Below are 23107 nucleotides of genomic sequence, written 5' to 3'. Positions count from 1 at the left end.
GCGGCTGCACGCCGGGCTCACGAGAAATGCCAAATGCAGCGTCGCTCGGGCGACGCGGCTGTTCGGTATTTCCTGATGAGCCCGGCGTGCAGCCGGCGTTAACGGTGGTGAAGTGGCGATCAGTGATGCCCGTCATAGGGACAGCAGCGAGAGCGAAGCGGGTCGCGCGTAGGCACGGTCCAGTTCGAGCATCGCGAGCGCATGCCGCCGCTCGAGTGCGGATTGCATTGAGCGCTCCTCTTTTGGTGACTTTTCTCTGGCGCGTCAGAGAAAAGTTACCCGCCCTCGCGGGGCGGATTCCCGCGGCACTGCACGCGAGTCATGAGGACCTTCACAAAGCCTCCTACCGCTTCTCCGGCGCCAGCCCAGCAAGCGACTCCACCAGCCGCGCATGGGCCTCCAGATCCACCGGCCTCAACTTCGGCACCGTCCTCGCCGGATAGTCACCGAGATAGTTCCCGCCTTTCCAGTTCCGCACCGGCCTGACCGGCCTCGGCACAAAACCACCGCCGCAATTCGGGCAGACATTGCTCAACAGCCCTTCCGCGCATTCCACGCAGAAGGTGCATTCGAAGCTGCAGATGCGCGCCGCCGTCGACTCCGGTGGCAGGGCGACATCGCAGTGCTCGCAGCTGGGGCGAAGTTCCAACATGGTCAGCGGCTCTTTCGGTAAGGCTCGTCTTCGACGATGAAGTCCTGCTCGCGCATCGAGTCGGCAATCCAGTCCTCGACGGCCGGATGCGCCAAAACCGCATCGCGATAGGCCGCCGCGGCTTCGGACACCGGCAGGCCGAAGCGGCTCAGCCGCACCGCCACGGGCGCGAAATAGGCGTCCGCGGCGCTGAACTCACCAAACAGGAAAGGCCCGCCGCTGGTCTTCAGCGCGTCGCTCCAGGCCGCATCCAAACGCGTCACATCGGCACGCAGGGCTTCGTCCTCGGCCCAGAGCCTGGCGCCGACATCGGGGAAGAAGACCTCGATGTTCATCGGGCAGACGGTGCGCAGCCGCGTGAAGCCGGCGTGCATCTCGGCGCACAGGCTGCGCGCACGGGCGCGGGCCTGGGCGTCGCGAGGCCAGATGGCGTGCTCGGGGTGGCGGTCGGCGATGTACTCGGCGATGGCCAGCGTGTCCCAGACGGTGAAGCCGTCGTCCTCGACGATGACGGGCACACGCTTGGTCGGTGTGACACCGGTGATGACCCGGTTCCACTCGGAGCCCTCGCTGAAGTCGAAGCGCAGCTTGACCTCCTCGAAGGGAATGCCGAAGGCCGCCAGCAGCACGCCGCTGCGCATGGACCAGGACGAGTAGTTCTTGTTGCCGATATAGAGCTTCATGTCATCTTTCGCGTTGCAGCCGGCGAGCTTACTGACGGTGCCGCGCGAACGGGATGAGCAATCCGCAAGGGATTAATGCCTGGCGCGCCAGGCATCGAGGCGCGCGACGCCACCGGTGGCCGACAGATAGGTTGGCAGCACGGCCTCCAGCGAGCTGGGCCGGATGCCGAGTTCGGCGAGCCCCGGCAACCGGCCGCTCGGCACATTGGGCACGCTCAGCGAGGCGAGGTTGTCCCGCGACAGCAGCGGCTCGCCGGGCAGGCATTCCATGAAGAGGGCCTGCAGCGAAGCCAGCGCGTGGGGCAAAGCCAGTACCGGCCGTTGACGACCGGCAACGCCGCCGGCCAGCTTCACCAGCTCAGCCAATGTCAGCTCGCGCGGGCCGGCGATCTCGTAGGTCTGGCCGACGGACTCGCGGCGCAGCAGCACCTCGACCAGGGCGCGCGCCAGGTCCTGCACCCACACGGGCTGCAGACGCGCCTGGGCACCGCCCAGAGGCATCACCGGGAACAGGCCCTGCAGCCGCGCGAACAGGTTGACGCTGTGGTCGCCGTCGCCAAAGACCAGCGACGGACGCACCAGCGTCAGTGCCATCGGGTGGGTCTGGGCGGCGACCTGCAGGGCCGCCTCGCCGGCGGCCTTGCTGCGCAGATAGCGCGATGGCGCATGCTCGGCCACGCCCAGGGCGCTGACGTGGACGAGGCGGCGCGCACCGGCCGCGGCAATGCGCTTGGGCAGCTCCACATGCACATGCTCGAAGGCAGCCGCGCTGCCCTGCAGGATGGCGACGAGGTTGACGACCGCGTCATGGCCCGGCACCAGCCGCGGCAGATCCTTGAAGACGTCGGCCTGCACGACGGTGACGCCGGGCAGGCTCTGCACGCTCTGCGCATGCGGCAGGCGGCGCGTCGGCACGGTGATGCGCACGTCGGCACCGCAGCGCCGCAGCAGTTGTTCGCACAGGGCGCGGCCGACAAAGCCGCTGCCGCCCAGAACGAGGACTGACAGGCTCATGATTTGCCATCTCCCACCGCTGCCGGCGGCACATCGCTGACATCCGCGGCAGCGGCACCCGCCGGGCCGACGCTGCGACCCAGGCGCTCGCGCAGCGAGGTGGCGGGCAGGCCCATCACCTGGGCATAGATGGCGCCGCCGAGCAGCACCTTGCGGACATAGTCGCGCGTCTCGTTGAAAGGGATGTTCTCGGCCCAGATGGCGGCGTCCAGCACGGGGCCGTCACGCCAGCGCGCGGCCCGGCCCGGGCCGGCGTTGTAGGCCGTCGCGGCCAGGGTCTGGGCGCCCTCGAAGCGGTCCAGCACCAGCTTCAGGTAGAAGGTGCCGATGCGCAGATTGAAGTCACGGTCGTTCATCAGCTCGGCGCTGTAGTTCAGCCCGACCTTCTTGGCCGTCCACTTGGCCGTGGCGGGCATGATCTGCATCAGCCCGGCGGCACCGACATGGGAGCGGGCGTCCAGCGCGAAGCGCGATTCCTGGCGGATCAGGCCGTAGACATAGGCCGGGTCGATGCCGCTGGCCTGGGCCTCGCGCTGCAGTTCGGCGCGGTGGGGCGTGGGGTAGCGCTGGGCGATGTCGATCTCGGTCCGGGTGCGCTCGCTGGTGTTGATGCAGCGGTCCCAGACCTCGCGGTCGCAGGCCTCCTGGGCGGCGGCCAGCAGGGCGCGGTCACCCATGCCGCGCAGCGAGAAATTCCATTCGCGCACGCCCTCGCTGCGCAGGCCCAGGTCGATGAGGCGCAGCGCCCGCGTGAGGCCGGGATGCTGCCTGGCGGCGCGCCGCTCGTCGGCCGTCAGCGGCGCCGGCGCGGGTGGCAAGGGCGTGGGCAGGCCGAGCTCCTCGGCAGCGAGGCGGCCGAAATAGTTCAGGGATGCGGATGACAGCGTCGTGAGCTGGGTGCGGGCGCCATGGGCGTCGCCCTGCAGCCGCGTCGCGCGAGCCTTCCAGTAGGCCCAGGCGGGGTCGCGCTGTTCGGCGGCGCTCATGCGCTCGATGGCGCGCAGGGCGGCGGCCGGCTGGCGGGAACGCAGCGCGGCGCGGGCCGCCCAGGCGAGGGATTCGTCACTCCAGGCCAGGTCGGGGGCGAGCTTGTCGGCGCGCTCGAAGGCGGCCGGGGCGCTGTCCTGCAGACGCAGCGCCGACTGGCGCCCGATCTGCACCCACAGCCAAGCCTGCAGGTCGTGCGGCAGCTTGCTCCATTTGTCGCGCAGCAGGCCCGCAGCTTGGTCGGGGTCGTTGGCGGCGACACGGGCCAGGGCCAGGGCCGTCAGCTCAGCCTCGGGACGAGGTGCGCTGCGGGCCTGGCGCGTCAGGTAGCGGCCGGCGTTGTCCTGCAGGTCGGCGAGCTTCTGGTCCAGCGGCTTGGCCGCAAGCAGGGCCACGGCCTGGCGTGCGGCACGCGGGCGGCTCTGCTCGGTGGCCAGGCGCGCCTTGGCCCACACGGTGTCCTGCTTGAACTGGCCGGCATCGAACAGCGCGCCGGCCAGCTGCAGGCAGCCGTCGTCGCCATCCTTCTGGGCCATCCACGCCGCCCGCGCGGCGTTCACGAACTCTGCTCGTGCGGCCTCCGTGTCGACCTTGGTGCCGGAGGCGTGGTCGGCCAGCATCCCGTAGCAGGCGACCTCGCGGTCGTCGCGCATCTGATAGCTCGCGTGGTCGCGCTTGAAATTGGCCCAGTCGCGGCGGCGGCCCAGCTCCAGCAGCCAGTCGTTGCGCAGGCGGTCCTCGACATAGCTGCCGGGATAGCGGGCGTAGAAGGCGTCCATCTCGGGCTGCCGCACTTCGGCCAGCCGCGCATTGAGGTCGAAGTACTCGACCCAGCCGGCCAGCGGATGGTTCTGGGCACGCGCCGCCTCGGCATAGGTGGCCAGGCGCTTGCGGTCGCGCTTGACCCAGGCATCGCGGGCCTGCACGGCGAGGTCGGCATCGGCGGGCGGCTGCGGCGGGGCCGCGTCGGCGCTCAGCGCCACCGACAACAGCAGGGCCAGGGCCCCGCGGCTGATGTTTTGGAAGACTCGACCACCCATCTGACTCATGCGCTTCACGCCTCGCAACTGCTTCACTTGGCATGCGCTCGGCCAGCTGGCCGAGCGCCCGCGCCTCTGACTGAATTTAACCCAGGGAAACCCGTGGCTTCGCGATTTACGCAGGCGCGTGTCTTGCCCACGAGTTAGGGGCTGGAGATAGCGCTATCTCTTCCTTAATCTTGCGCGCCAATTGACCAGGAGACCGGTGATGAAGACTGCCACACGACGCCTGCTGTTGGGGGCTTCGGCCTCGCTGCTGAGCCTGGCCGCCTACGCCAACCCCGCGGTCTACCCGACGCCCGGCACCGAGGCGCCGGCCAGCAGCTTCACGGCGGGCGCCAGCGGGACGCTGTTGGCTTACTACACCGGCGAGGCGGGAGGCTTCACCAACCTCGTCGGTGCGCGCATCAATGGCGTGGACGGCACGCCGGGGCTGGACAACCACGCCAGCGCCTATGGCCAGACCTTTGTGCTGGGCAAGGTGACCGCCGGCGACAGCCTGGTTTTCTTCATCGACGCCAACAGCGGCGCGGCGCGCTATTACAGCGACGTGAGCCTGAACAGCGACCATGTCAACCATGTCTGGGCCGCCGCTTTCACGGGCGACGCCCAGGTGCCGGCCGGTACCAACCTGGCCTTCGAGGACCTGCCCAGCGGCGGCGACTTCAACTACCGCGACCACAGCATCGTCTTCCAGATCCAGGCCGTGCCCGAGCCGGCCAGCTGGGCGATGCTGCTGGCCGGCGCCGCGGGCCTGGCCTGGCGGCGGCGCGGCCGCTAGCTCGCGTCCAGGTTCCAGCCCTCGATCTCGAAGCGCAGCCGGCCGCGGATGCCGGGGTTGGTGGGCTTCATCTTGCCGTTGGCGGCCACGGCGCTGCTGTCGAAGGGCACGCTGACCTCGATGCGGCCCGACTTCAGCTGTTTGGGGGCGATCTCGGTATCGGCCATGGACACGCCGGCGTCCTGCCAGGCGTACTTGACCTTCCAGGCCTCGCCCTCCTTGGTCGGCGGCACCATCTCCAGGATCAGCGCATTGCGGAACAGATAGCCGCCCTCGAAGTGCTCGTTGAGCCAGAGCCGCTTCTCGATCTCGTAGTCGGGCACGCGCACACCCAGCGTCATGCCATAGGCCAGCGAGCGGCGCTGCTTGTTGACCTTGGCCCAGTTGGCCAGGAAGACGCTGCTGAGGTAGAGGCTGGCGTTCTTCTGCCAATCGGCCTGGGCCACGCAGGCCACGGAGTCCTCCTCGGACGTGCGCCGCGTCAGATACCAGAGCTTGCCGCGAGGCGAGGCCTGCACCTCGATCTGGTACAGGGCGTTGACGGCGCGGCCGGCGTCGGCCTCCTCCTGCACCTTGTCGGGCAGGCGGATGTCGTCGATCTCCAGCCACAGGTCCACGCGCACGTCGCCGAAAAGGAAGCGGGCCAGGTTCTGGAAACCCTCTTCGCTGTTGACGATGCCGAAGTAGCCCGAGTGGGCTCGGTAGACGAAGGCCTTGGCGCATTGCTCGGTGATGTTGCCCTTGGCGTCCAGGCCGCACAGCGTCGCGTTCTCGATCTTCACCAGGCCGTCGCTGCCATGGCCGACAAAGCTGCGCGACATGCCGGCCGCGGCCTCGTAGTCCAGCCGGTTGCTGCCCACCAGCGTGAAGACCCGCCGCGACGGGAAGCGCGCCTCGGGCAGCAGGTCGGCGCGCTTGTACTTCTTGGCTGCGGCCACCAGGTCGAGGTAGGCCGGCATGCGCTTGTCACGGTCGAAGTTGGAGATGTCGTTGACGCCCAGCCAGGACGGGATGTTCTGGCCCAGCACGTCGATGCCGTTGTGCGGCGTCGCGTAGGTGAAGAATTTGTCGACGTGCTTCACCACCTTCTCGGTATCCAGGGCCGGGTTCTGCAAGAAGGCGCGGCAGACCAGGCCGCCCATGGAGTGGGCGACCAGATAGCAGCGGAAGTCGGCCGGCTTGATCTTGTTGTCGGGGTTCTTGCAGACCAGATCGCGCACGCGGGCCACCAGCTGGGACAGGCCCTTGGCGAAGTCCTCGATTTCCGGCGTCTTGCTGTTGCCCAGATAGGAGGACGCCGCGTCGTAGTAGCGGTAGATGACGATGCAGCGGCTGCCGAGCTTGTTGTTGGTGGGCTTGCCCAGGGAGTCGGCCTCCCACTCGGGGTCGACGATGTCGTAGCCGTCCTCGTAGACATCCTGGTAGCCGTACTCCGAGGCCAGGCGCACGACGGGCGACTCGAAGACGTATTTGCGCGGCCTCTCGTCCTTGTTGGGCACGGCGCGGTACATGGTCGAACCGAGGTTGAAGCCGCAGAAGGGATCGGCCGTGGTCTCGTCGATCTCGCCGCGCGACATCGCATAGCCGCGCACATAGATGATGGGATGGAAAGGGGCGTCGGGCGTGGGCATGGCGGCTTCCCTGAGGGGGTGAAGACGACGGCGACCATAGTCCCGGCGGTAGCTTGCGCACCATCCCGCGCGCAGCCTTCATCCTCAGGGCTGAGGACCGACACAAGCCCTGAACGAGGCCTGGGTTTTAATAGCCCGATGAGCGCCGCCCCTCCCGACCGTCCCACCCTGCGCCGCGAGCTGCTGGCCGCGCGCCGCGAATTCGCAGCCGGCCCGGCCTTCCAGACTGCCCAGGCCGCGCTGGCCGCGCCGCTGCGCGAACTGCTGGAGCAGCTCGAGCCCGAACTGCTGGGCGTCTACTGGCCGCTGGCCGGCGAGTTCGATCCGGGCGAGCTGCCCTATGCCCGGGCGCTGCCGTTTGCGAAGCGCGACCCGGCCGAGATGGTGTTCCGCCGCTGGGATGGCGGCGCGACGACGGCGCAAGACGAATGCGGCATCGCCACCGCCACCGGCGCGGTCGCCGTGCCCGATGTCGTGCTGGTGCCCTGCGTGGGTTTCACACGCGAGGGCTTTCGACTGGGTTACGGTGGCGGCTACTTCGACCGCTGGCTGGCCTTGCATCCCGGCGTGACGACCATCGGCCTGGCCTGGTCGGCGGCAGAGACCCATTTCCCCGTCGAGGCGCATGACCGCGCCCTGACCTTGATCCTGACCGAGCGCGAGCTCATTGCCCCTGAATGAAGGAGTCCCCGAACGATGCATGACGGCATGACGCTGATCTCGACGCTGGCCGCGGCCTTTGGCCTGGCCCTGGTGCTGGGCCTGCTCGCGCAATGGGCGCGGCTGCCGGCCCTGGTGGGCTATCTGCTGGCCGGCGTGCTGATCGGGCCGCACACACCGGGCTTTGTCGGTGATGTGCACCTGGCCCAGCAGCTGTCCGAGGTGGGCGTCATGCTGCTGATGTTCGGCGTCGGCCTGCATTTCTCGGTGGGCGATCTGATGTCGGTCAAGGGCATCGCCCTGCCTGGGGCCCTGGTGCAGATGGCCGCCGCCACGGCCATGGGCGCCGGCCTGGCGCACTGGTGGTGGGGCTGGGACCTGGCGGCATCGCTGATCTTCGGCCTGGCCCTGTCGGTGGCCAGCACGGTGGTGCTGCTGCGGGCCCTGGAGTCGCGCGAGCTGCTGCACACCGGCAATGGGCGCATCGCGGTGGGCTGGCTGGTCGTCGAAGACCTGGCCATGGTGCTGGCCCTGGTGCTGATCCCGGTGCTGGGTGGCGAAGGCGGTGCCAGCGGCAGCGCGTTGTGGCTGACCATTGGCAAGACGCTGCTGGCCGTCGCGGTGTTCGTCGCGGTGATGCTGGTGGCCGGGCGGCGCCTGCTGCCCTGGATGCTGTGGCAGGTCAACCGCACCGGTTCGCGCGAGCTGTTCACGCTGGCCACGGTGGCCGCAGCCGTCGGCCTGGCCGTCGGGGCTGCGGCCCTGTTCGGTGTCAGCGTGGCCCTGGGTGCCTTCTTCGCCGGTCTGGTGCTGCGCGAGTCGGCCTTCAGCGAGCGCGCGGCCCACGAGAGCCTGCCGCTGCGCGACGCCTTCGCCGTGCTCTTCTTCGTCGCGGTCGGCATGCTGTTCGACCCGCGAGTGCTGATCGAGCAACCGCTGGCCGTGCTGGCCACGGTGGCTGTCATCCTGGTTGGCAAGACGCTGGCGGCCGGCGTGCTGGTGCTGCTGCTGCGCTACCCGCTGTCCACAGCGCTGACGGTGGCGGTCAGCCTGGCGCAGATCGGCGAGTTCAGTTTCATCCTGCTCGGCCTGGGCCAGAGCCTCAAGCTGGTGCCGGCCGAGGCGACCAGCCTCGTGGTGGCCGGCGCCATCGCCTCCATTGCGCTGAACCCGCTGCTGTTTGCGGGCGTGGAGCCGCTGCGCAGCTGGGTGCTGAAGCGTTCGGCCTGGGCGCGCAAGCTGGAGGCGCGCGACGACCCGCTGGCCGAGCTGCCGGCCGACACGCCCGAGGGCGCGCTGGCAGGCCAGGTCGTGCTGGTCGGCCATGGCTCGCTGGGCACCGCCTTGCACTACGAACTCGGCAACCGGCCGCTGGTGGTCATCGACCACGACCGCGAGATCGTCGAGAAGCTGCGCGCCGCCGGCCAGGCCGCCGTGCTGGGCGAGGCCACCGAAGCCATGACCCTGGTGCAGGCCCACATCGCCCAGGCCGCCTGGCTGGTCGTCGCCGTGACGGATGTGCGCAGCGTGCCCGCCATGCTGGCCACTGCGCGCCAGCTCAACCCCGAGTTGCGCTGCGCCGTCGTGGCACACACGCGCGAAGAGGCGCAGTGGCTCAAGGATGCAGGCGTCAACGAGGTGCTGAGGTCGCAGCAGGCGCTGGCTCAGGCGCTGGCGCGGGTTGTGGCAGCACCGGCGGTCGCCACCGCCGCACCAGCGCATTGAAGGCGGCCTTCGACGGGCGATCCTTGAAGAACCTTTCTGAGCGCGGGTTGTGGGTTTGCGTTGTTTACAACCTGATCAACCTTGTCTTGTTCGCGACCTTCTTCAAGGAGGCGACCATCATCCGCGGTGATGGTCCCGGCGGCTTCGGCGAGGCTGCGCTGAAGGGCTTGCTGTTGTTGAACGCGCTGGCCGCTTTCATCGCCGGTGTGGTCTCGTCGGTTGTCGCTTACAGGGAAAGCTGGTCGGGATCACGGCTTTGGAGGCCGGCCGTTGCCTCGCTGGTGCTGCTGCTGTTCGCGGTTCTGGCGGTCTGTGAAGCCTGCTCCGACGGTGCCGGGCATTGCCGGCACTGGCAGATCTTCTGGTCTTGAGGGCGGGTCAGGCCCGCTTCGCCGCCATGAACCGCGGATTGCGCAGCAGACCCGCCGCCACCAGCGACACCAGCAGGCCGACCGGCAGGATCTCGCACATCGTCATCGGGAAGCGGTAGAGCGGGTTGGCGTAGTTGCGCTTGAACTCGTCCATATCGGCGGCCAGCTTGGCCAGTTCGGCCTCGGGCAGGCCCTTGGCCTTGCTCTGGGCCAGGTACATCTTGGCCCACTCGGTGCCGAAGTCCATCTTGGTGACGGCCAGCGTGATCTCCCAGGCGGCGGCGTACACGACGCTGGCGACCAGGCTGATGGCCAGGCCGAGCAGGAAGGCGGGCCAGAAGCGGATGACGCCGCCAAGCTCGTCGTCGCGGCGGCGCTTGATGGCGACGAAGACCAGGCTCAGCGCGATCAGCATCAGCGTGTAGCCGATGACCATGCCGTGGGCCGGTGGCGCGCCGCGGTTCAGGATCAGCAGGGCGAACAGCGGCACGCCAGCGAGCAGGCCGGCGGCGAAACCAAAGGACAGGATCTTTTTCAGCATGAGAACCTCATGGCGGGTTGAAAGGTCCGCCATGGAACGATGTTCGGGCCGCAAAGGCGATCGGACAAATGGGTGATTTCGCTGGATTCACCCCAATTGCGGGCCTTCAGCGCAACAAACCCAGCTCGCGCGCCTTCAGGATGGCCTCGGTGCGGCGGCGCGCGCCGAGCTTTTCGAACAGCCGGGCCACATGCGTCTTGACCGTGTGGGGCGACACATGGAGCTTGTCGGCGATCTCCTTGTTGCTCAGGCCGGCCGCCAGTTGCTCCAGCACCTCCAGCTCGCGCGGGCTGATGCCCAGCGTCGCCTGAGCCTGCGGATTGCCGTCGAAGGGCGGGGCCGGCGGCGCGCGGTGGCCGAGCAGCCGGACGCCGGCCCAGGCGCCCAGGGCCAGGAAGACGAGGGCGATGATGGTGATGTAGACCGTCTCGGACTGGGCGCGGGCGAGGTGGCGGTAGTCCAGCCACTGCAGCAGCCCCGTGCCGGCCGCCAGGGCCAGGCCGTAGATGAGGATGCGGCGCCACATCACCTCACACTCCTCGAAGCGCCCCGCCTGGAAGTTGCGGGCCGAGCGACGGGCCGCTCCCTAGCCGGCCCGCGCAGGCGATGTGCTTGTGGCTCGATGCCGCAAGCATCGCCGTCCCCCCGGGGGACCGACCAGACTCGCTCGCGTTCAGCGATGCGAGGTTGGGCGAGGGGCATGTTCATACGCCGGTGAGCGCGTCGCGCGTCAGCGCCGCCTGCTGCTTCACCCAGTCCGCGAACTGCTGCACCTCGGGCCGGCGCGCCGCGCCCGTGCCCATGATGAGCCAGTAGCTGAAGGGGCTGCCCAGGCGCCCGGCCTTGCCGAAGGGCTCCACCAACTCTCCGCGCTGCACATGCTCGTGCACCAGCGGCAGGCGGGCCAGGGCCACGCCCTGGCCGGTCAGCGCGGCCTGGATCTGCTGATAGGTGAAGTTCAGATACAGCCAGCGCCGCGGCTGCAGGTCAGGCGCTCCCTGCTCGACCAGCCAGCGCCGCCAGCTCAGGTATTCGGCGCTGGGGCGGGGGTCGTCTTCCTCGGCCAGCGCATGGCCCTTGAGGTCGGCGGGCTTCTTCAGCGGGGCCGGTGGCTTCTGCAGATACCAGGGGCTGACGCAGGGCGAGAGCATCTCCTCGAAGAGCTGCACCGCGTCGGCCGGCACCGAGGGGCGGTCGTCATAGCGCAGGGCCAGGTCGCTCTCGCCGTCCTCCAGGTCGACCTTGCGGTCATAGGCCGACAGGCGGATGTCGATGTCCTCGTGCTCGCGCTGGAAGGCCTCCATGCGCGGGATCAGCCACAGCGAGGCGAAGGACGCAAAGGTGCTGACGTTGACGACGCGCCGGCCGCGGGTGCGGCGGATCTGGCGCACGGTCTGGTCCAGCTTGGACAGCACGGCCACGGCCGTGGGCAGCAGCTGGGCGCCGTCGGTGGACAGCTCCACCTTGCGCGTGCCGCGCAGGAACAGCACGCAGCCGATCTCCTCCTCCAGCGACTGGATCTGGCGGCTGATGGCCGACTGGGTCAGGCTCAGCTCCTCGGCTGCCGCGCGGAAGCTCAACAGCCGGGCCACTGCCTCGAAGGCGCGCAGGGGACCCACCGAGAGCGGGCGCTGGCGTATCGGCTGATTCATGAGCGAATGGTATCAATCCCTGCGGCGCATTCATTGGACCGCCCCGGGTGATCTAAGCAGAATCCCTGACATCAACCCAGGAGACTCATCATGAGCGACGCGCAATCTGTTTGGCATCTGGACGGTGGCCGGGCCATGACCCTGGCCGGTGGCGCTGAGGCGCGCCGCCTGGCGGTGGCCCGCGGCCGGGTGTGGCTGACGCTGTCGGGCACCACGGACGAGCCGGCCGAAGACAAGTGGCTGGAAGCCGGTGAGGCGGTGGCCCTGGCCCCGGGCCAGACCGCCGTGCTGGAAGGCTGGCCGGCGGCCGATTTCGAGCTGCTGGTGCCGCCGACCTCAGCCGCGCCCCGCGGCCTTCTTGGCCGGCGCTTCTTTACGCGCTGATCCCTTCTTGGCGGCGGTCTTTTTGGCCGCCGCTGGTTTCTTGGCCTTGGCCGGCTTCTTGGCATTCGCCGCGCGCAAGGCGGCCTCGAAGGCCAGCCGGGCCCAGGGCAGCATCAGCGGCGGTGACTCCAGCGTCTCCTCAGGAGGCTGGTAGTAGCTCAGCACCTGGCGCTCGCCGAGCTTGGTCTCATAGGTGAAGGGCTCGCAGCCAGCCGCGACAAAGCGCTCGCGCGTCGCGTCATCGGTCTTCAGATAGAGCTGGTTCTGGATCACCAGGGCCATGAAGAGGCCGTCCACATACAGGCCATGCCCGCCGAACATGCGCAGCGGGCGCACGGGCCCCAGCGGTGACAGCAACTCAATGCACAGCTCGATGTAAGGCGTCATGACGCGCCCTCAGCCTTTCCACGTGAAGGGGAAGTGCAGCTGCTTGAGGAAGCCGTCCGGCACATAGTCGCCCAGCACGCCATAGCGCTCCGGCCATTTGCGCTCCGACTGCACGGCCGTGCCGAAAAGGTGGTCGAGAAACGCGAAATGAGCCGCGTAGTTCTTGTCCAGGGCTTCCTGGTCCTGCGAGTGGTGCCAGTGGTGGAAATTGGGCGTCACGATGAGGTAGCGCAGCGGCCCCAGGCGAACGCTGACATTGGCATGGTTGAACACGGCCTGGAAGCCGACCACGACGATGTAGGCATCGATGACTTCCTTGCTGAAGCCCAGCACGAAGATGGGCGCCAGCACCAGGGTGCGGGTGATCAGCAGCTCCAGGATGTGCTGGCGCGAGCCGGCCAGCCAGTCCATGCTCTTCACGCTGTGGTGCACGGCATGCAGCCGCCACAGCATGGGCACCTCGTGATAGGCCCGGTGCGTCCAGTACTGCACCAGGTCGGCCACCAGGATGATGAGGAAGAGAGCCACCGGGAAGGGCAGGCCCTGCACCCAGCCCTGGATGCCGTCCTTGGCCGCCCAGCCGAAGAACTTGTGCACCAGCAGGTTGGTGGCCAGCAGCACGAAGCCGACGGCCAGGTGGTTGACGATGAAGTGGTGGAAGTCGGTCTGCCACTCGGAGCGGAAGATGGGCTGGTCGCGGCGCAGCGCGAACAGCTTCTCGATGAAGACGAAGATCAGCGTCGAGCCCAGCAGGTCGAGGATGAACCAGTCCAGGCCGACATAGGGCGTGTGGTCGGGGAAGTTGGGGTCCACCTCGACCTTGTGCCCGCCCAGGGCCAGCGCCAGGCCCAGCAGCACGAAGGTCCACAGCGCCAGCCAGCGCATGCGGCTGAAGACGATGTTGAACAGGGCCAGGCCGCCCGCCACCACCAGGGCCCAGTACAGCAGGCGCCGGATCACGTCGACGTTGTAGGACTGGCGCAGCTGGGGCGTCGTCAGGTACTCGGGGAAGTGGAAGGCCAGCACGCCGAGGAAGCACAGGATGGACAGCACCAGCGCGATGACGCCGCTGATCATGCCGCGGCCCGGCTTGAGCGCGCCGCTCGATTCGCTGAGTTGGTTGAGCTTGTCCAGCACCTGTGGTTCTCCCTGTATGGCTTGTGCGGATGCGACTCTAGCGACCTCGGGGCTTGGCCCACAATGGCCAGATTCCCAGGGCCACATGGAAGTCTTCCCCTTGGACGCCAATGACCGCGCCGCCATCCGGCACAAGCTGATCGAACAACGCCTGGCCCTGCCCGACCGCCTGGCCCTGGCCGCCGACCTGCAGGAGGTGCTGCGGGTCTGGCTGTTGCGGCGCAAGGAGACCACCATCGGCGCCTACTGGCCCATCAAGGGCGAGTTCGATCCGCTGCCGGCCCTCTACCGCTGGGCCGAGGATCATCCCGAGAGGCGCATCGGCCTGCCGGTGGTGGACAAGGAACACCGCACCCTGCGCTTTCACGTCTGGTACCCCGGCTGCCCGATGGAGGAGGACGCCTTCCACATCCCCAAGCCCAAGGGCACCGAGGAGTTCCAGCCCCAGCTGATGCTGGTGCCCTGCCTGGGTTTCGGCCCCTGCGGTTTGAGGTTGGGCTATGGCGGCGGCTTCATGGACAAGACCCTGGCCGAGATGCAGCCGCGGCCCGCGTCGGTTGGCATCGGATACGCGCATGGGTTTTTGCCGCTGCTGAAGCCGAGTGCGCTGGATGTGCCGCTGGATGCGATGTTGACGGAGGAGGGGGTGGTGTGGGATCGGGAGGGGTGAATGACGGTTGGCGTTGGGTTGCTTGAGCAAAGAGCGCTACTGATCGCTGCATTGCCGGGAGTCCGTCCCGGCGGCCGGGTAACTTTCTTCTGCGGGGCCAGAAGAAAGTCACCAAAGAAGAGGCCCTGAACCGCACACGAGCACCACGACGCCATGAACGGCGCGCGAAAACATCCGCTGGCATTGCGGGAAGAAGCGACCCGCTTCGCTCTCGCTGCTGTCCCTATCACCAGCACCAAATTTCGGACCACCGGTCCGCTGAACGCGCGGCTGCACGCCGAGCTCATCAGAAAACCAAAGACAGCGTCGCTCGGGCGACGCGGCTGTTTGGTATTTCTCGTGAGCCCGGCGTGCAGCCGGCGTTAACGGTGGTGAGTGGCGATCAGTGATGCCCGTCATAGGGACAGCAGCGAGAGCGCAGCGGGTCGCGTGTAGGCGCGGTCCAGTTCGAGCATCGCGAGCGCACGCCGCCGCTCGAGTGCGGATTGCATTGAGCGCTCCTCTTTTGGTGACTTTTCTCTGGCGTGTCAGAGAAAGCCGAAGGCTTCGCCAAAAGTTACCCGCCCTGCCGGGGCGGATTCCCGGCTCACTGCATCGAGTCGGAAGGACAAGCGCGAAGGCAACCGAAGGAGCCTGCCTGTCCCACAATCCACTATCTCCGTTGCCACGAGGAAATCCAATGTCCAAGCCCCTGCTGCTGATCCTTCTCAGTGCCACTTGCACCGGCGCTTTCGCCGCCTCCAAGCCCTGCGACGAACTCAAGACCGAGATTGCTGCCAAGCTCGACGCCAATGGCGTCAAGGGTTACGAGATCGCTGTCGTCGAGACCGACAAGGTTGGCGATGCCAAGGTCATCGGCAGCTGTGAAGGCGGCACGAAGAAGCTGACCTACGTGCGCAAGTGAGAGCGCGGCGATGAGCCTCTACACCGACCACCTCGCCGCGCTTCAGCAGCATGCTGAGAGCGCACTCGAGCGCACCGGCTTCGACACGCTGCTGATCGCGTCCGGCATCGAGAAGTACGCCTTTCTCGATGACCGGCCCTATCTCTTCCAGGCCAATCCGCATTTCAAGCATTGGCTGCCGCTGACCAACCACCCGCATTCCTGGCTGGCCGTGCGCCCGGGCAAGAAGCCGCGTGTCGTCTACTACCAGCCCGACGACTACTGGCATGTGCCGCCGAGCGCGCCGAGCGGCGAATGGGTGGAGGCGGTCGAGCTGGTCGTCATCCGCGAGCCCGAGGAAGCCGCTCAAGCCCTGGCCGATCTCGTCACGCCGCGCACTGCCATCGTCGCCGAGGCCGATGCGGCCCTGCCAGGTCTTGCACCCAACAACCCCGAGGCCCTGCTCAACCTGCTGCACTGGGCCCGCGGCGCCAAGAGCGCCTATGAGCTGGAGCAGATGCGCGCCGCCCAGCGCCGCGCCGTGCCGGGCCACAACGCCGCCCGCGCCGCCTTCCTGCGCGGCGAGAGCGAAGCTGGCATTCACCGCGCCTATCTGCTCGCCACCGGTCACAACGACCGCGACCTGCCGTATACCAACATCATCGGCCTCAACGAGCATGCCGCGGTGCTGCACTACCAGTACCAGGACGAGAGCGCGCCGGCCGAGATGCGCAGCTTCCTCATCGACGCCGGCGCCCAGGTCAACGGCTATGCCAGCGACATCACGCGCACCTGGGTGGCGCCGGGCCACGACGAGTTCGCGGCCCTGGTCGCGGCGATGGAGGTCGAGCAGATCGGCCTCGTCGACGAGGTGCGCGAGGGCGTGGACTACCGCGACATCCACCTCAGCACCCACCGCCGCGTCGCGCGCGTGCTGCGCAACGCCGGCATCGTGAAGATGGACGAGGAGGCCATGGTGGAGGAGGGTGTCACCAAGCCTTTCTTCCCGCATGGCGTCGGCCATCTGCTGGGCCTGCAGGTGCATGACGTCGGCGGCTTCATGGCCAGCGAGACCGGCGGCGTGGCCGACAAGCCCGAGGGCCACCGCTATCTGCGACTGACACGGCCGCTGCAGGCCGGCATGGTGGTCACCATCGAGCCTGGCCTCTACTTCATCCCCACGCTGCTGCGCCAGCTGCGCGCCTCGCCTCATGCCGCCCAGGTCGACTGGGATGTCGTGGATCGCCTGGCGCGCTATGGCGGCATCCGCATCGAGGACGACGTGGCCTGCCGCGGTGCCGGCGAGGCGCCCGAGAACCTGACGCGGGACGCGTTCGCGTCGGTGTGATGCGCGCAGCGGCCCTGCTGCTGGCGCTGGTCTGCGCCAGCGCCTGGGCCGCCGATGCCCAGCTCGATCGCGTCGAGGTCTCGGGTGAGGCGGCCACGGCACGTGAGAAGAAGACGCTGGGCCAGCTCTTCAAAGCCGAGGCGCTGTTCGAGAAGTACCGCCTGCTGGCGCCGGCCGCGGTGCTGAAGTTCAAGGTCCATGCGCGCACCCAGGCCGAGACCACGCTAGCGCTGGAGCTGGGCCTGATGGCGCCGGGCGGCCGGCAGCCGGTGGCCCTGGATGCCGAGGACCGCTTCGTCATCGACCCGGCCTGGCGCAGGCTGGACGATCGCATCGAGATCCGCAGCCGCTTGGCCGACGGTCGTGTGACCTGGCGGCCCGACATCCGCACGCCGGACGTGCCCGACGGCGAGCGGCGTCTGGGTGATTTGCGGCTGCAATGCCGCGTCGCCTTCGGCAGCGGCGTGGCACGCGGGACCGACTTCTTCGGCGGCCTGTTCGCCTTTGCCTTCGACGACTGCTGGGACCGCGACTGGAGCCCCAGCAATTTCGCCGACAAGCCGGTCTTCGCCGTGACCCTGGTGCACGGCGAGCGGCGGCTGACGATCAGCGCGCGCCTGCTCCACGGCCTGCGCGACGACGGCGGGCCCAAGTACGACTGGGGCTATTCCCTGCGCGAGCGCATGTTCCGCCTGCCCATGGGCGACAAGAGCTGGCCCGACGACACCCGCGTCGTCTTCGAGGCCATGGACGACCCGCCTGCACCACCGGATGCGAGCCTGCAGGGGCTGCAGGACAACTGGGTTCGGGCGGCGCTCGCGCTGCAAGCCGGCCTGACGCCTGCCGAGCTCGCGCAGCGTGTGGGTTGGGCCAGCGACGACACGCGCTTCGAATCAGGGCGGCGGCTGCAGCGCCATCTGCACGAGATCCAGCAGCCGGCCGGGCTCTTGAAGCTGGAGCTGGTCAGCCTCTTCGATGCCGGCGACCGGTTGATCAAGACATCATTGCGGCGCCTGAATTGAAGGCGGCAGGCCGAACCAGGGCAGCAGGCTGGCTTCGAAGCGGGTCAGTGCGCAGATGCGATCGCCGGCCAGCGTGAGGACGAACAGGCCGGCACCCAGGCGCGTGCCATCGGGCGCCGCGATGTAGGCGCCGAACGCGGGCTGCCCATTGGCCCGCGTGGGCAGGAGATGGAAGCGCCGGCCGGCGCCGAAGATGGCAGCAAAGAAGCCGGTGGCGGCTGCGAGGCCCTCGTATTCCAGCGGCATGGGCGGCATGGAAACAAAGACGTCATCGGTCAGCAAGGCCACCAGGGCGTCGAGGTCGGCGGCTTCATAGGCTTGCGCGAAGCGGGCCGCGACTTCGGCCTCGGCGGGCGAGTCGCGCGGCGGTGGCGGCTCGCGGCCCACGCCTGCCAAGCTGGCGCGCGAACGCTTCAGCGCGCTGTTCACGGCGTCCACCGTCGAGCCCAGCATCTGCGCCGCCTCGCTGGCCTGAAAGCCCAGCACCTCGCAGAGGATGAGGCTGGCCAGTTGCCGCGGTGGCAGGCGTTGCAACGCCGTGATGAAGGCCAGGGAGATGGACTGCGTCTGCTCGACGCGGGCCTGGGGCCCGGGCTGGCTGTCGGTCAGGCCGTCCAGCATGCCGTCAGGGCAGGGCTCCAGCCAGGCCACTTCGCCCAGGCGCGTCGGTTCAGGCGGCAGCACGCCAGGCACGTCCCAGGCCTTGGCCGGCCGGCGGCTCATTGTGCGCAGCGCGTTGAGGCAGCGGTGGGTGGCGATGCGGAACAGCCAGGTGCGCAGCGAGGCGCGCTCCTCGAAGCCGGCCAGGCCCTGCCAGGCGGCCAGCAGCGTGTCCTGCAGCGCGTCTTCGGCGTCCTGCAGGCTGCCCAGCATGCGGTAGCAATGCCTTTGCAGTTCGCGCCGGTAGGGCGCCACCGCCGCGCGGAAGGCCTCGCCGTCGCCGGCCCTGGCCTTGGCTATCAGTTCCATGTCTGCTTCCCGTGGTCTCTGGTCGCCTGTAGACACCGGCCGAGGGACGAACTGGGCGGTCGGGGGCGAGCGCCCATTTTGTCGACCGCGTGGGGTCTGTAGCAGGGACGGGGTGGCGCGGTGCCGCCCCGCATGACCCAGGAGCAAATCATGACGATGTTGAAGGACAAGGTGGCGGTGATCTATGGCGCGGGCGGCGCCATCGGCGGCGCAGTGGCGCGCGCGTTTGCGCGGGAGGGAGCGCGAGTGTTCGTGACCGGCCACCGGCTGTCGCCGGTACAGGCGCTGGCCGGTCAGATGGAGGCCGCGGGCGGGATGGCGCAGCCGGCGGAGGTCGATGCCCTCGACGAGCGGGCGGTGGACGGGCACCTGCAGGCCGTGGTCGGGCAGGCGGGGCGTATCGACATCTCGTTCAATGCGGCTGGCTTCTCGAATGCGAAGGCGCTCGGCGTGCCGCTGGTGGATCTCGATCTCGGCCATTTCGCATCGCCGATCAGTGACTACCTGGCCTCCTACTTCCTGACGGCGCGGCTGGCGGCTCGGCGCATGCTGCCGAACAAGTCGGGCGTCATCATGACCGTGACGGCCCTGCCCGGCCGCACCGGCACGGCGCTGAACGGCGGCTACGGCGCGGCCCAGGCCGCCAAGGATGCGCTGGCGCGTGACCTGTCCACCGAACTGGCGCCGCACGGCATCCGCGTCGTCAATCTGCGCCCGCATGGCCTGCCGGAGACGCGGGTCATGCAGGAGGCCTTCGAGCTGAAGGCCGCGCGCATGGGCATGACGTGGGCCCAGTTCCAGGCCTTCCTGGCGAACTGGAGTCACCCCAAGCGCGTCATGACGCTGGAGGAGGTGGCCAACGCGGCCGTCTTCGTCGCTTCCGACCAGGCCAGTGGCCTGATGGGCACGACGCTGAACCTGACCATGGGCGGCGTGCCCGATTAGGGTTTCGGGTCGCCGTACTGCACGCCGCGTCCGTGCGTGCCGACATAGACGCGGCCGAACACCTTGGGGTCGCCGCTGATCTGCAGGATCAGGCCCCACTGGTGGGCGTCGTCGTTGATGCGTTGCCAGCTGGCTGTGCCATCGATGGAGCGGAAGACGCCGTAACGGCCGGCCACGATGCCGACGAGGTAGAGGGCAGGCTCGCTGCTGCCGGGCGCGGCGCGGCCGAAGCCGAAGGCGTGGATCTCGCTGACGCCGGGTAGGCGCTTGAAGGCCTTGCCGTCGCGGTGATAAAGGCCGTGGAAGGCGGCCAGCCACAGATCGCCCTCGCGGCCGGGCGTGGCGTAGAGCCGGTCCTGGCCACCGCGGTCGTCGCCGCGGTTGCTGTGGTTGTTGCTGCCGGCGGCGGCGCGCACGACGGGGCCATCGGGCAGGTCCAGGGGCCTGGAGCCGAAGGTCTTCCCGCCGTCCTCGCTGGCGTAGAGCTTGTCGTCGAATAGCGCCATCGCGTGGAAGCGCCGGGAGTTCACGCGATCGGCGACGACGCGGGTGCCGGCGGGCAGGCCTTGCACTGGCGTCCACGTGTCGCCGCGGTCGTGGCTGACGTGCGGCATGCCGCCCTTGGGTGTCCACACCCAGGCCTTGCCGTCGGCCGACACGGCGATGAAACCGTCGCTGGCCTTGGCATCGGGAACGGTCACCGGCTCGAGCCAGGTGGCGCCGCCGTCCAGCGAGTAACCGAGGTTCTTTGCGCCATCGCGTGGCTTGCCAATGCGCACGACGACCTCGGGCGCCAGCTCCGCGCCGGTCACGTCATGCGTGTTGCCGAAGAAGGGCGGCTTGGGGTTGCCGGGCGCCGGTTTGTCGAGGTCGCTGTGGACGAAGCCCGAGTAGTCGCCGATGGCCGTCACCAGCGGCACGCCTTTCGTCGGGCTGTGCAGGGCCAGGGCCACGGTTTCCTCGATGCCACCGGCCATGACCTGCCAGTGCGTGGGCTCGCCTTTTTCGGCGCGGGTCAGGTCCAGCGTCTCCCAGCCGCCATAGCCGGTGGTGAAGAGGGCGTGATCCGGGTTGGCGGGATTGATCTTGACGTCGTAGAGCCAGTGCAGATGGGTGTCGGCGACATAGGGGGCGGCGGCGGCATCGAACTTGGCGGCCTTGAACAGCGGCTTCCACGTCGCGCCGCCGTCGCTGCTACGAAAGAGTTCATCGCCCGCGCCGCGGCCGGCGGTGCTGGCGAGCAGGCGCTGCGGGTTCGTCGGGTCGACGGCGACCGTGGCGTAGCCAAAGGGGTCGGTGGCGCCGGGACGCTCGGGCGTGATGTCGGTCCAGGCTTGCTTGGCGGCGTCGTAGCGCCAGACGGCGCCGTCTTTCATGCGGTGCGGGCCGGGCTCGCTGGCATAGGCGACGTAGAGGCGGCCGTCGCCCGCGAGAGCGGCCCGCATGGGGCGGTGCTGGGTGGGCGCCCCGGCTACAGCTGACCAACTCACGCCTGCATCTCGGCTGATCCAGAGGCTGGGCCGGCCGACGACCGAGACGCCCGCGTAGATGGTGCGGCTCGCCTGGCCGCGCGTGCCGCTCGCGGGGTCGAAGAGCACAAAGTTGATGCTGGCCTTGCCGTCGCTGCCGCCCCAGCTGGGCGGAGCACCGTCGGAAGCCTCGCGGCGCCAGGCCGAATCCGGGAAGGCGTCGACGCGCTGGAAGCTTTTGGCCGCATCGCCGCTGCGCCACAGGCCGGCGAGGCGGCTGGCCAGGTAGATCACGCGGCCGTCATTGGGGTCGACGGCCAGGCGCTCGCCATTGCCGCGGCCACCTTCGTTGCCACCCAGCTTGAAGGGCAGGTCGGTGCGCTGGAAGGTGTGGCCGCGGTCGTGCGAGCGCAGCACCGCGCCATTGGGCACGGCGGGGTTGGTGTAGGTCCCGCAGGCCAGATACAGCGCATCGGCGTCGTTGGGGTCGATGGCCAGGCTCTCGACACCCATCAGGTTCACGTCCTTCAGCGGCAGCCAGTCCAGCAGCGGCTGCCACGGCCCGGTGGCCGTGTCGCGGCGGTAGGCGCCGCCCATGTCGGTGCGGGCATAGGCCAGGCCTGGCACGGCAGGCTGGAAGACGATGCCATCGACAAAGCCACCGCCGACGATGGCGACGGGCTTCCAGGCATAGGGCACATCGGCGGGCGGCGCGGCCACCGCCATAGATGCAGCGGCCAGCGCCAGGGCGACCAGCCAGGGCTTGATGGGATTCATGTCTCCGGCACCATCTTCTCGTTCAAGTGCCGGCATCGTCTATTTGTTCGTTGATCGAACAAATACGGTTTACCCGAGGAAACTGGGTGTGATGCAGCGTTAGATCGGCTCGTCCCGTAGTCTTCGATGTAGGTGAATTGCGATCTCTTCAACGCGGTCACGCTCTTTGAAATCCTGGTTCACTTAGAGCGCAATGTCATCAACGAACGCGCCCGGCCCGCATATGGGAGCTGAAAAGTCACGCGATTTAGTCGAAGGCACCGATCGCCTTCTGCGCGCAATTGGACATGTAGTCGTTGCCTTTCAGCTTCTAGAACTCTGGGTTGCTGAAGCTCTTAGCGCAGCGTTGCGCATGAAATCTGTTGACGATCGGCACTTGGTTTCTGCAGCGATGAGTTACAGGCAGAAGGTCGATCTGTTGTTCGAGTTGTACGCGCGACACGGGATGCCAGCCAGTGAGTTCAATCCGGTCATTGCCAAGCGGGCAATGCTCGTTGCAGAAGAGTTCAGGAATCGAGTTGTTCACTCGGTTTGGGCCCTTCACGGCGAGGAATCAAGGCGTTGGGTTCGCACTAAAGCCAATCTTCGCGGTCGAAGCGGTTTTGATGTAGTTACCAGGCCTGCGCAGGCGGAGCTCCTTGAAGCAGCTTCCAGAGCTATGAACAACGTTCGAAATTGGGAAGAGGGCAACGAAGCAGAGTTGACCCTGGCGATCCAGGCGCTGAGTGCGCAGGAAGCCGACTTTTGAACCTGCAGGCCACTGCGTCCGATCGAGGCGTCTGCAAAGTGACTGCGGGTATGTGTTGCCCGGCAGCCAGCGGTTGGCGTCTTGAATCAACACTCGTCCAATACCTTGCCTTGGAAGCGCGCAACCGGAAAAGCGTTTCCGATTTCGATCAGGGCCAACGTGGTTAGGTCGGCTTTAACGACGCGATAAGCCCATCACAAGCGGCTTCGACCAGATCCAGCACCTCCTCGAACCCTGCCTCCCCGCCGTAGTACGGGTCCGGCACATGGTGCTTGCCCGCCTGCGGCGCGTAGTCCATCAGCAGCTTGAGCCGATGGCGCTGCGACGGCGGGCACAGGCGCTCCGCGTTGGCGAGGTTGTCGTCATCCATGGCCAGCACCAGGTCGAAGCGAGTGAAGTCTTCGGCCAGCAGCTTGCGAGCACGCAGCGCGCTGAGGTCGTAACCCCGCTTCAGCGCATGCTCCTGGCTGCGCTCATCCGGCGGCGCGCCAACGTGATAGCCGTGGGTGCCGGCCGAATCGACCTCGATGTCGAGGCCAGCCGCCTTCAGCCTGGCGCGCATGACGCCCTCGGCCGTGGGGCTGCGGCAGATATTGCCCATGCAGAAGAACAGGATGCGGCGTGTCATGGC

General features: G+C 68.1%; 24 protein-coding genes. 11 read left to right on the top strand and 13 right to left on the bottom strand.

All coding sequences use genetic code 11. From position 1 onward, the window contains the following. Positions 1-343 precede the first annotated feature (343 nt). The 4 genes from ACS5PN_RS30040 to ACS5PN_RS30025 form a co-directional block, all read right to left on the bottom strand. Entirely contained in the window at positions 344-652 is a 309-nt protein-coding gene (locus tag ACS5PN_RS30040) for a DUF1272 domain-containing protein (RefSeq protein ID WP_439467693.1), read from the bottom strand. Positions 653-654: 2 nt separating this feature from the next. Next, on the bottom strand, positions 655-1335 hold the full coding sequence (locus ACS5PN_RS30035; RefSeq protein ID WP_439467692.1) for a glutathione S-transferase: 681 nt from the start codon (positions 1333-1335) through the stop codon (positions 655-657). Between the two features lie 72 nt (positions 1336-1407). Further along, positions 1408-2349 (bottom strand): complex I NDUFA9 subunit family protein, encoded by a 942-nt coding sequence (locus ACS5PN_RS30030; RefSeq protein ID WP_439467691.1) that lies wholly within the window; start codon positions 2347-2349, stop codon positions 1408-1410. Further along, on the bottom strand, positions 2346-4385 hold the full coding sequence (locus tag ACS5PN_RS30025) for a transglycosylase SLT domain-containing protein (protein ID WP_439467698.1): 2040 nt from the start codon (positions 4383-4385) through the stop codon (positions 2346-2348). Before ACS5PN_RS30025 ends, ACS5PN_RS30030 begins: the two co-directional genes overlap by 4 nt. 199 nt (positions 4386-4584) lie before the next feature. On the opposite strand from ACS5PN_RS30025, the gene ACS5PN_RS30020 reads away from it, so the two are divergent. Beyond that, on the top strand, positions 4585-5157 hold the full coding sequence (locus ACS5PN_RS30020; RefSeq protein WP_439467690.1) for a PEP-CTERM sorting domain-containing protein: 573 nt from the start codon (positions 4585-4587) through the stop codon (positions 5155-5157). On the opposite strand, the gene ACS5PN_RS30015 is transcribed toward ACS5PN_RS30020, so the two are convergent. Then, positions 5154-6788, bottom strand: coding sequence for a lipase family alpha/beta hydrolase (locus tag ACS5PN_RS30015; protein WP_439467689.1), 1635 nt, complete (start codon positions 6786-6788; stop codon positions 5154-5156). The genes ACS5PN_RS30020 and ACS5PN_RS30015 overlap by 4 nt on opposite strands. A 138-nt stretch (positions 6789-6926) precedes the next feature. Here ACS5PN_RS30015 and ACS5PN_RS30010 point away from each other — a divergent pair, with 138 nt between their 5' ends. The 3 genes from ACS5PN_RS30010 to ACS5PN_RS30000 are packed head-to-tail and all read left to right on the top strand — an operon-like array spanning position 6927 to position 9544. Beyond that, positions 6927-7469 (top strand): 5-formyltetrahydrofolate cyclo-ligase, encoded by a 543-nt coding sequence (locus ACS5PN_RS30010; protein ID WP_439467688.1) that lies wholly within the window; start codon positions 6927-6929, stop codon positions 7467-7469. 15 nt (positions 7470-7484) lie between these two features. Further along, positions 7485-9173: a cation:proton antiporter gene (locus ACS5PN_RS30005; protein WP_439467687.1), complete on the top strand. Its 1689-nt coding sequence runs from the start codon at positions 7485-7487 to the stop codon at positions 9171-9173. A 23-nt stretch (positions 9174-9196) separates the two neighbouring features. Beyond that, positions 9197-9544, top strand: a complete 348-nt coding sequence (locus tag ACS5PN_RS30000; protein ID WP_439467686.1) for a hypothetical protein — start codon at positions 9197-9199, stop codon at positions 9542-9544. A gap of 7 nt (positions 9545-9551) precedes the next feature. On the opposite strand, the gene ACS5PN_RS29995 is transcribed toward ACS5PN_RS30000, so the two are convergent. The 3 genes from ACS5PN_RS29995 to ACS5PN_RS29985 all read right to left on the bottom strand — a co-directional run bounded on the left by ACS5PN_RS29995 (position 9552) and on the right by ACS5PN_RS29985 (position 11737). After that, a complete protein-coding gene (locus tag ACS5PN_RS29995) occupies positions 9552-10085 on the bottom strand; it encodes a DUF4199 domain-containing protein (RefSeq protein ID WP_439467685.1) in 534 nt (177 codons plus the stop codon). Between the two features lie 106 nt (positions 10086-10191). Then, positions 10192-10611 carry a response regulator transcription factor gene (locus tag ACS5PN_RS29990; protein ID WP_439467684.1) on the bottom strand — a complete coding sequence of 140 codons (420 nt, stop codon included), beginning with the start codon at positions 10609-10611 and terminating at the stop codon, positions 10192-10194. A gap of 178 nt (positions 10612-10789) precedes the next feature. After that, positions 10790-11737, bottom strand: a complete 948-nt coding sequence (locus ACS5PN_RS29985; RefSeq protein WP_439467683.1) for a LysR substrate-binding domain-containing protein — start codon at positions 11735-11737, stop codon at positions 10790-10792. A 90-nt stretch (positions 11738-11827) separates the two neighbouring features. On the opposite strand from ACS5PN_RS29985, the gene ACS5PN_RS29980 reads away from it, so the two are divergent. Further along, complete coding sequence (locus tag ACS5PN_RS29980) at positions 11828-12121, top strand: DUF2917 domain-containing protein (RefSeq protein WP_439467682.1); 294 nt, start codon at positions 11828-11830, stop codon at positions 12119-12121. Here the strand turns inward: ACS5PN_RS29980 and ACS5PN_RS29975 are convergent. Then, positions 12074-12508, bottom strand: coding sequence for a TfoX/Sxy family protein (locus ACS5PN_RS29975; RefSeq protein ID WP_439467681.1), 435 nt, complete (start codon positions 12506-12508; stop codon positions 12074-12076). The genes ACS5PN_RS29980 and ACS5PN_RS29975 overlap by 48 nt on opposite strands. Positions 12509-12517: 9 nt before the next feature. Continuing rightward, complete coding sequence (locus ACS5PN_RS29970; RefSeq protein WP_439467680.1) at positions 12518-13645, bottom strand: sterol desaturase family protein; 1128 nt, start codon at positions 13643-13645, stop codon at positions 12518-12520. Positions 13646-13730: 85 nt separating this feature from the next. Here ACS5PN_RS29970 and ACS5PN_RS29965 point away from each other — a divergent pair, with 85 nt between their 5' ends. From ACS5PN_RS29965 to ACS5PN_RS29950, 4 genes are all read left to right on the top strand, one after another. Then, positions 13731-14315, top strand: a complete 585-nt coding sequence (locus ACS5PN_RS29965) for a 5-formyltetrahydrofolate cyclo-ligase (protein WP_439467679.1) — start codon at positions 13731-13733, stop codon at positions 14313-14315. 679 nt (positions 14316-14994) lie between these two features. After that, complete coding sequence (locus ACS5PN_RS29960; protein ID WP_439467678.1) at positions 14995-15219, top strand: DUF1161 domain-containing protein; 225 nt, start codon at positions 14995-14997, stop codon at positions 15217-15219. A 10-nt stretch (positions 15220-15229) separates the two neighbouring features. Beyond that, on the top strand, positions 15230-16546 hold the full coding sequence (pepQ, locus tag ACS5PN_RS29955; protein WP_439467677.1) for a Xaa-Pro dipeptidase: 1317 nt from the start codon (positions 15230-15232) through the stop codon (positions 16544-16546). Continuing rightward, positions 16546-17568, top strand: coding sequence for a hypothetical protein (locus tag ACS5PN_RS29950; protein WP_439467676.1), 1023 nt, complete (start codon positions 16546-16548; stop codon positions 17566-17568). The genes pepQ and ACS5PN_RS29950 overlap by 1 nt, the downstream gene beginning before the upstream one ends. Here ACS5PN_RS29950 and ACS5PN_RS29945 read toward each other — a convergent pair. Further along, complete coding sequence (locus tag ACS5PN_RS29945) at positions 17548-18537, bottom strand: RNA polymerase subunit sigma-70 (RefSeq protein ID WP_439467675.1); 990 nt, start codon at positions 18535-18537, stop codon at positions 17548-17550. The two genes, ACS5PN_RS29950 and ACS5PN_RS29945, sit on opposite strands and share 21 nt — an antisense overlap. Positions 18538-18687: 150 nt before the next feature. Between ACS5PN_RS29945 and ACS5PN_RS29940 the strand changes: the two genes are divergently transcribed. Next, on the top strand, positions 18688-19482 hold the full coding sequence (locus tag ACS5PN_RS29940) for an SDR family NAD(P)-dependent oxidoreductase (protein WP_439467674.1): 795 nt from the start codon (positions 18688-18690) through the stop codon (positions 19480-19482). On the opposite strand, the gene ACS5PN_RS29935 is transcribed toward ACS5PN_RS29940, so the two are convergent. Continuing rightward, positions 19479-21728 carry an exo-alpha-sialidase gene (locus tag ACS5PN_RS29935; protein WP_439467673.1) on the bottom strand — a complete coding sequence of 750 codons (2250 nt, stop codon included), beginning with the start codon at positions 21726-21728 and terminating at the stop codon, positions 19479-19481. The genes ACS5PN_RS29940 and ACS5PN_RS29935 overlap by 4 nt on opposite strands. A gap of 223 nt (positions 21729-21951) precedes the next feature. Between ACS5PN_RS29935 and ACS5PN_RS29930 the strand changes: the two genes are divergently transcribed. Next, positions 21952-22476, top strand: a complete 525-nt coding sequence (locus ACS5PN_RS29930) for a hypothetical protein (RefSeq protein ID WP_439467672.1) — start codon at positions 21952-21954, stop codon at positions 22474-22476. A 163-nt stretch (positions 22477-22639) separates the two neighbouring features. Here ACS5PN_RS29930 and ACS5PN_RS29925 read toward each other — a convergent pair whose 3' ends face one another. Further along, the gene (locus tag ACS5PN_RS29925) at positions 22640-23104 is read right to left on the bottom strand and encodes a low molecular weight protein-tyrosine-phosphatase (RefSeq protein ID WP_439467671.1); all 465 of its coding nucleotides are present in this window, start codon (positions 23102-23104) and stop codon (positions 22640-22642) included. Between the last annotated feature and the right edge of the window lie 3 nt (positions 23105-23107).

This window comes from Roseateles sp. NT4, from assembly GCF_051857475.1.
GTDB lineage: Bacteria > Pseudomonadota > Gammaproteobacteria > Burkholderiales > Burkholderiaceae_C > Pelomonas.
This window is presented reverse-complemented; position numbering and strand designations above follow the sequence as displayed.

Bases quoted from the DNA above. Each gene is read 5' to 3' on its own strand.
- ACS5PN_RS30040 (WP_439467693.1), bottom strand. From the start codon at position 652: ATGTTGGAACTTCGCCCCAGCTGCGAGCACTGCGATGTCGCCCTGCCA.
- ACS5PN_RS30035 (WP_439467692.1), bottom strand. From the start codon at position 1,335: ATGAAGCTCTATATCGGCAACAAGAACTACTCGTCCTGGTCCATGCGC.
- ACS5PN_RS30030 (WP_439467691.1), bottom strand. From the start codon at position 2,349: ATGAGCCTGTCAGTCCTCGTTCTGGGCGGCAGCGGCTTTGTCGGCCGC.
- ACS5PN_RS30025 (WP_439467698.1), bottom strand. From the start codon at position 4,385: ATGAGTCAGATGGGTGGTCGAGTCTTCCAAAACATCAGCCGCGGGGCC.
- ACS5PN_RS30020 (WP_439467690.1), top strand. From the start codon at position 4,585: ATGAAGACTGCCACACGACGCCTGCTGTTGGGGGCTTCGGCCTCGCTG.
- ACS5PN_RS30015 (WP_439467689.1), bottom strand. From the start codon at position 6,788: ATGCCCACGCCCGACGCCCCTTTCCATCCCATCATCTATGTGCGCGGC.
- ACS5PN_RS30010 (WP_439467688.1), top strand. From the start codon at position 6,927: ATGAGCGCCGCCCCTCCCGACCGTCCCACCCTGCGCCGCGAGCTGCTG.
- ACS5PN_RS30005 (WP_439467687.1), top strand. From the start codon at position 7,485: ATGCATGACGGCATGACGCTGATCTCGACGCTGGCCGCGGCCTTTGGC.
- ACS5PN_RS29995 (WP_439467685.1), bottom strand. From the start codon at position 10,085: ATGCTGAAAAAGATCCTGTCCTTTGGTTTCGCCGCCGGCCTGCTCGCT.
- ACS5PN_RS29990 (WP_439467684.1), bottom strand. From the start codon at position 10,611: ATGTGGCGCCGCATCCTCATCTACGGCCTGGCCCTGGCGGCCGGCACG.
- ACS5PN_RS29985 (WP_439467683.1), bottom strand. From the start codon at position 11,737: ATGAATCAGCCGATACGCCAGCGCCCGCTCTCGGTGGGTCCCCTGCGC.
- ACS5PN_RS29980 (WP_439467682.1), top strand. From the start codon at position 11,828: ATGAGCGACGCGCAATCTGTTTGGCATCTGGACGGTGGCCGGGCCATG.
- ACS5PN_RS29975 (WP_439467681.1), bottom strand. From the start codon at position 12,508: ATGACGCCTTACATCGAGCTGTGCATTGAGTTGCTGTCACCGCTGGGG.
- ACS5PN_RS29965 (WP_439467679.1), top strand. From the start codon at position 13,731: ATGGAAGTCTTCCCCTTGGACGCCAATGACCGCGCCGCCATCCGGCAC.
- ACS5PN_RS29960 (WP_439467678.1), top strand. From the start codon at position 14,995: ATGTCCAAGCCCCTGCTGCTGATCCTTCTCAGTGCCACTTGCACCGGC.
- pepQ (WP_439467677.1), top strand. From the start codon at position 15,230: ATGAGCCTCTACACCGACCACCTCGCCGCGCTTCAGCAGCATGCTGAG.
- ACS5PN_RS29950 (WP_439467676.1), top strand. From the start codon at position 16,546: ATGCGCGCAGCGGCCCTGCTGCTGGCGCTGGTCTGCGCCAGCGCCTGG.
- ACS5PN_RS29945 (WP_439467675.1), bottom strand. From the start codon at position 18,537: ATGGAACTGATAGCCAAGGCCAGGGCCGGCGACGGCGAGGCCTTCCGC.
- ACS5PN_RS29940 (WP_439467674.1), top strand. From the start codon at position 18,688: ATGACGATGTTGAAGGACAAGGTGGCGGTGATCTATGGCGCGGGCGGC.
- ACS5PN_RS29935 (WP_439467673.1), bottom strand. From the start codon at position 21,728: ATGAATCCCATCAAGCCCTGGCTGGTCGCCCTGGCGCTGGCCGCTGCA.
- ACS5PN_RS29930 (WP_439467672.1), top strand. From the start codon at position 21,952: ATGGGAGCTGAAAAGTCACGCGATTTAGTCGAAGGCACCGATCGCCTT.
- ACS5PN_RS29925 (WP_439467671.1), bottom strand. From the start codon at position 23,104: ATGACACGCCGCATCCTGTTCTTCTGCATGGGCAATATCTGCCGCAGC.